The following is a 5,162-nucleotide window of genomic DNA, read 5'->3' as shown; positions in this document are numbered from 1 at the left end:
GGTTTGAATTTTTTTGCTGTATTTGTTAATCTATGACGATGGGAACTCTTTTAAAGAATGAATATTAGTAAATAGGGATGCGATATGAAAAAAAATCTAACCATTCGTTTAATTGTTCTATTATTCCTAATTATAGCTGTCAGCTTGCCAGGGTTGACTGCAGAATCAAGATTATCATGGAGTGATTTCATCACTTCGCTAAAAAATATCTTAGGGCCTTCAATCGTAATTAATCAAAATCGATCCAATACTCAATTCGTTACCCGTCTTGATGCTGCTCAAACCATAATTGATGCTCTTTCATACAACGATTTGTACGATTACTTTGATGCCGGATATGTCCCTTTCCAGGATATTCAAAATTTAAATGAAGATGAAAAAAAGGTTGTTATTCTCTCCACTCAACTCAATCCACCCTTATTTTCCGGTGATGCTCAAGGTCTTTTCCGGCCTCATGATCCACTCACACCCAAAGAATTCTCTTTTTTAAAGGAAAAATTAAAAACCTATTCACAAGGGAATATTTATTATGAATCCTCGAAAATCATAGAACCAGGAATAATGCTTATGGTTAAAAAATGGGGGTTTGGTGAACCAATTTCTCTCTCTTCCACATCTTCCTCAGGACCAACTGTATATCTTCAGGTTGGTGCTTTCAGTGAGCGTTTTCGTGCTGAAAATACTTCAACCTTTTTAAAAGAGCTTGGTTATAATACCTCAATCGTTGAAGAACAATCACTTTTTAAGGTACGAGTTGGTCCTTTCCCGGCTCAAGAGATTTCTTCAACTCAAGAAAAACTCAACAAACAAGGTTTTCCCAGTGTCCCAGTTACACAAAAAAATACCGTGAGTACATCTGATTTAAAGGTTGAAGGTGGAGCAGTTTTTTCCTTAGCTTTACTCTATGATCCTAATATTTCAACTTATACTCCCGAAGTGGTCCTAGCTCACGACAAAATACTCGAAAGGGAAAAAATGAGCATTATAGCCAGTCAAAAAAATGCTTTTTTTGCTGTTAATGCTGGTTTTTTTAGCCAAGAAGGCGATCCAATTGGAATTTTGATGATCAAGAGAAAGGTCTTGAGCGATCCCCAAGAGGGATGGTATTCATTTGGAATCACTCAGGATAAAGAATTGGTTTTTGGAATGGTTCATCTTAATATATCTGCTTCTCTTCCCAACCAAAAAGGATTCGCTATTCATGGGATTAATCGTCCCAATCGGGGGAATGAAGTTGTTCTTTTCGATGATAGTTATAATGGCAAGACTCCTCGAACTCAGGGGGTTGAAACTGTTGTACTAAACGGACTTGTTCAAGTTACATCTCGAACTAATGGCGAAACCTCTATACCCAAAGGTGGATTTATCCTTCAAGGAAAAGGCGAAGGGGCTGATTGGATGTTACAAAATCTCTATCCAGGAACTCCTCTATCAATAAAAATAACCATCCTTCCCGAAACTAGAGACATGGAAAAATGGTTGAGAGTTGAATACATACTCAGTAGTGGTCCTCTTCTTTTCCAAAATGGTTTACCTGGTCCTTTTGGCGAATTTCGTAAAGAAATTGTCGAAAATAAACATCCACGAGCTGTTATTGGACAAACCCAAGAAGGTAAAATTCTCTTTCTTGCCGTCGATGGTCGTCGTCCTGGTCATAGTTCGGGTTTAACAATCCTTGAGTTAGTTGAAGAATTAAAGAACTATCAGGTAACTGATGCTCTCAACCTTGATGGTGGTGGTTCGGTAACCTTTTATCTCCAGGGAAAAATTCTTAATTGGCCTTCTGATCTAGCTGGAGAAAGGAAAATCTCAACCGCAATCATACTTAAATAACCTGTGAAAAGAAATTCCGTCTTTACATATTCTGGTAATTCAGTTGAGTAGGAATTTCCACCTGGGTTTTCTTTTGAACCACATCTAAAATTTCAATTGGTTCTTTAAGATAAAATTCCGGATGAAGCTCTAAAACCGAATTAGGGTCAATCGATCCCCAAGATGCAAAAAGAAATGGAATACCAGCTGCCTTAGCAGCCATAATATCGTACCGGCTATCACCCACATAAATAGCCTCTCGAGGTTTCACTCCCAAACGAGAACAGGCTTCAAACAATGGATCTGGATTGGGTTTGGGGCGAGACGCGTCATCTGCACAGATAATGGCTTGAAAAAAATGATTCAGTCCAAATGAATCAAACTGAAAGGAAAATTCCGAACGAACTTTCGATGTAACCAAGGCCATGGATAGCCCCCATTCTCTTAAACTCTCAAGAACCGTAACAATCCTTGGAAAGAGGACCACTTTGTGCATTTTTTCTTTAATATGTTCCTGCCATCGCTGGATGTAAAGCATCCTAAACTCCTGAGGTATATCAAGAATTCCCAGGGTAACTGGGCTGGGAATACCCAACGAAAAATGAAAAAACTCACGATTCTTTTGTTGACCAGTCATTTCATAATGAGTCTGTACGATCGCATCCAAAAAAATTGGATTGGTATCAGTAATTGTTCCATCTATATCAAAAAGAACCGATTTTAACATGAGTAGGTCACCCTCGAAGATTTATTAATTTCACTAAAAACCATAGGAATTATAGCAAGGTTGTCAAGAAGTTTAACCAATGCCTTCTCGGACTGCCAAGATAGCAAGTTCTACCCGGTCTTTCATTTCCAATTTATGAAGTATATTACTAATATGATTCTTTACTGTGCTTTCACTTATGAATAAAGATTGAGCAATCTCGGGGTTACTTTTTCCCTGAACGATCAATCGGGTAATCTCAATCTCACGAACGGTTAAAGTAGAAAATATTATCGACTTAGCACTTTCGGGAGGGCTAACTTTTCTTATCCTTTCCACTACTTTCGAATAAATTTGATTGCTTAACAAAATTTCTCCATCTACACAGGCTTGAATGCTCTTTAATAAACGTTCGGGAGAGTCCTGCTTTAAAATATAGCCCTGAGCACCTTCTTTCATTGCTCGGTATATTGTTTCCTCATCTTCTTCAATGGTCAACATAACTACCCGACAGTTGCTACTCCTTTGTTTGATTGCTTTTAGTAGTTCAATACCACTTGCACCGGGCATATTAACATCAACTAAAGCAATATCGATATTATTGAAGTTAATCTTTTCCAACGCTTCTTTATAGCTATTAGCTATCGAGCTAACCTCATAGGATTCACTACTTTCTAAAAGTCGTTTCAAACCTGCTAAAAAAATTGGATGATCATCTACGAGGGCAATTCGTATTTTCATTCCTTTTGTCCTTCCCAGGCTAAGCTTGAATCATTTTCTTCGTAAGGAATTTTCACCATAATTTTAGTTCCACTCCCTGGTTTGCTATCAATCTTTAATTTACCCTTTAAAATTCTTATCCTTTCTCGAAGATTTTGTAGACCAAAATGTTCAGAACCTTTTTCATCAATAATCTGCGGATCAAAACCTACTCCATTATCTTCTACGGAAAGAATCATTTGGCGTTTACTATTGGTGATATGAATATTAATTTTATTGGCTTGAGCATGTTTTTGAATGTTTGATAAAGCTTCTTGCAATATTTTTAAAATCATTTTATATATTCGATAGGGGATTTCTTTCATCTCCACCCGATAATTAATATGAATCTTATTTCCCGGAATGATAAAAAGACTGGTGATTTCGTCAATTTTCTCCTTAAACTGAGTAGTTGTGATCGGTTTACCCTTGAGTTCAGAAAGAATAAAACGCGATTCTTCAATCCCTAAAGTATTTAATGATTTGATTTTATTTAAAATTTCCATTTCATTCTGACTTTCTTTCGGTATAGTGTTTTCTAAAAAATGCAAATAAATCTGAGTCGATGCTAATATTTGTGCCAATCCATCATGAAGCTCTCTTGCAAAGCGATTACGTTCTTTTTCCTGGGTAAGCTTTTTACTGTTTTTAAAGAGTGTAATATTCTCTAAGGTTGAATTTCCCATATTCTCAATAATGGAAAGAACTAAATAATCGATGATATCAATGTCTTTTTCGATAATACCAACAAATAAAAAAGGAGGATGATTATCAGAAATTAAAGGAATAAAAAGAAGCTGGGTTTTTGCTTTATCACTAATGAGTGTTACTTTCTTTTGATCAATAAGGTTTTGCACTTGTTGTCTTGTATTATCGAACTTCTTCCAATTCATTTTTCTTGGCCATTCTTTTGCAAAAACTAAGTAAGGCCTTTTTTTAGAGAGCTTAAACACCGAAGCCCTTTTTACTCCAGTTAAAATCTTCACTGCATAATAAATTTTCTCAAAAACAGCATTAAAGTTATCATTACAGCACAAAGACGAAAAGAGTTCAATGATCTCCGAAAGAACAATAATGATCCGTTCTCGATCTTGGCGGAGATTATTTTCTTCTAATAATATCGCAATATTGGTGGCAAATGCTTCTAATTGTGGAATAGATTTTTTCTCAAAAGATTTATCCGTTCGATTTAAATTTAAAATTCCGACCACCCGATTGGTGGTTTTTTTGATGGGAAGAGAAATTGAATAACTCTTTCTTTCTTTACGGCGAGAAAATTGGCTAATGTTTTTGTCATCGATAATGAAAGGCTCTCCGGTTTTAAACACATATCCTGATACTGTTTTTTTATCCAGTTCTACTCGTGATCCGATATACTTATCTAACAAATCTCTGCCAGCAGCAATAAACAAGCTTCCATCATCACGAGCTAACAATAATGAACCAGTTTGGGCATTTGATACCTTTATGGCTGTATCAACGATATTTTCCAGAGTTTTTATTTCATTTGTACTAAATAAATGTTCGATCGAATTCAAGTGGCTCTTCTCCTTTAAAAAAAGATCCTACCTTTATATTGTTCTTTTAAAATACTATAACATAATAAATAATATAATATAAATTTGAATTGACGGGATTAAAAAGGAAGTCTAAAATTTCTTAAGGAAATATTAAAAACAGATAATTTCGTTGAACTTAAGAAATAATGAAAAGATTCCAATTAATGCTTTAGCAGTTATTCGATTAATTCTTTTTTCATAATATGTATTAATAAGGAGGATATAATATCTATGCAATTCAAAATGTTTACCAGAATATTGTTAATTGCATTGTCATTGGTGCTTTCAATGGTTACTCTCAGTGTTGCTCAGGATGCCCTCCCCGA

General features: G+C 35.4%; 4 protein-coding genes. 1 reads left to right on the top strand and 3 read right to left on the bottom strand.

Annotated elements, in window-relative coordinates:
- Positions 1–84 precede the first annotated feature (84 nt).
- A complete protein-coding gene (locus PLK24_RS08045; RefSeq protein WP_324477988.1) occupies positions 85–1,833 on the top strand; it encodes a phosphodiester glycosidase family protein in 1,749 nt (582 codons plus the stop codon).
- Positions 1,834–1,855: 22 nt separating this feature from the next.
- On the opposite strand, the gene PLK24_RS08040 is transcribed toward PLK24_RS08045, so the two are convergent.
- The 3 genes from PLK24_RS08040 to PLK24_RS08030 form a co-directional block, all read right to left on the bottom strand.
- Positions 1,856–2,539, bottom strand: coding sequence for an HAD family hydrolase (locus tag PLK24_RS08040; RefSeq protein WP_324477987.1), 684 nt, complete (start codon positions 2,537–2,539; stop codon positions 1,856–1,858).
- Positions 2,540–2,611: 72 nt separating this feature from the next.
- Positions 2,612–3,259, bottom strand: a complete 648-nt coding sequence (locus PLK24_RS08035; protein WP_324477985.1) for a response regulator — start codon at positions 3,257–3,259, stop codon at positions 2,612–2,614.
- Complete coding sequence (locus tag PLK24_RS08030; RefSeq protein WP_324477983.1) at positions 3,256–4,815, bottom strand: GAF domain-containing sensor histidine kinase; 1,560 nt, start codon at positions 4,813–4,815, stop codon at positions 3,256–3,258. Before PLK24_RS08030 ends, PLK24_RS08035 begins: the two co-directional genes overlap by 4 nt.
- Between the last annotated feature and the right edge of the window lie 347 nt (positions 4,816–5,162).

Source organism: Atribacter sp., assembly GCF_035418125.1.
Classification (GTDB): domain Bacteria; phylum Atribacterota; class Atribacteria; order Atribacterales; family Atribacteraceae; genus Atribacter; species Atribacter allofermentans.
The sequence above is the reverse complement of the archived record's forward strand: the minus strand, read 5'-3'. Positions and strand labels throughout refer to the sequence as shown.

What these genes read in the sequence shown, in the direction of transcription:
- PLK24_RS08035 (WP_324477985.1), bottom strand. Translation starts at nt 3,259, where the DNA reads ATGAAAATACGAATTGCCCTCGTAGATGATCATCCAATTTTTTTAGCA.
- PLK24_RS08045 (WP_324477988.1), top strand. Translation starts at nt 85, where the DNA reads ATGAAAAAAAATCTAACCATTCGTTTAATTGTTCTATTATTCCTAATT.
- PLK24_RS08040 (WP_324477987.1), bottom strand. Translation starts at nt 2,539, where the DNA reads ATGTTAAAATCGGTTCTTTTTGATATAGATGGAACAATTACTGATACC.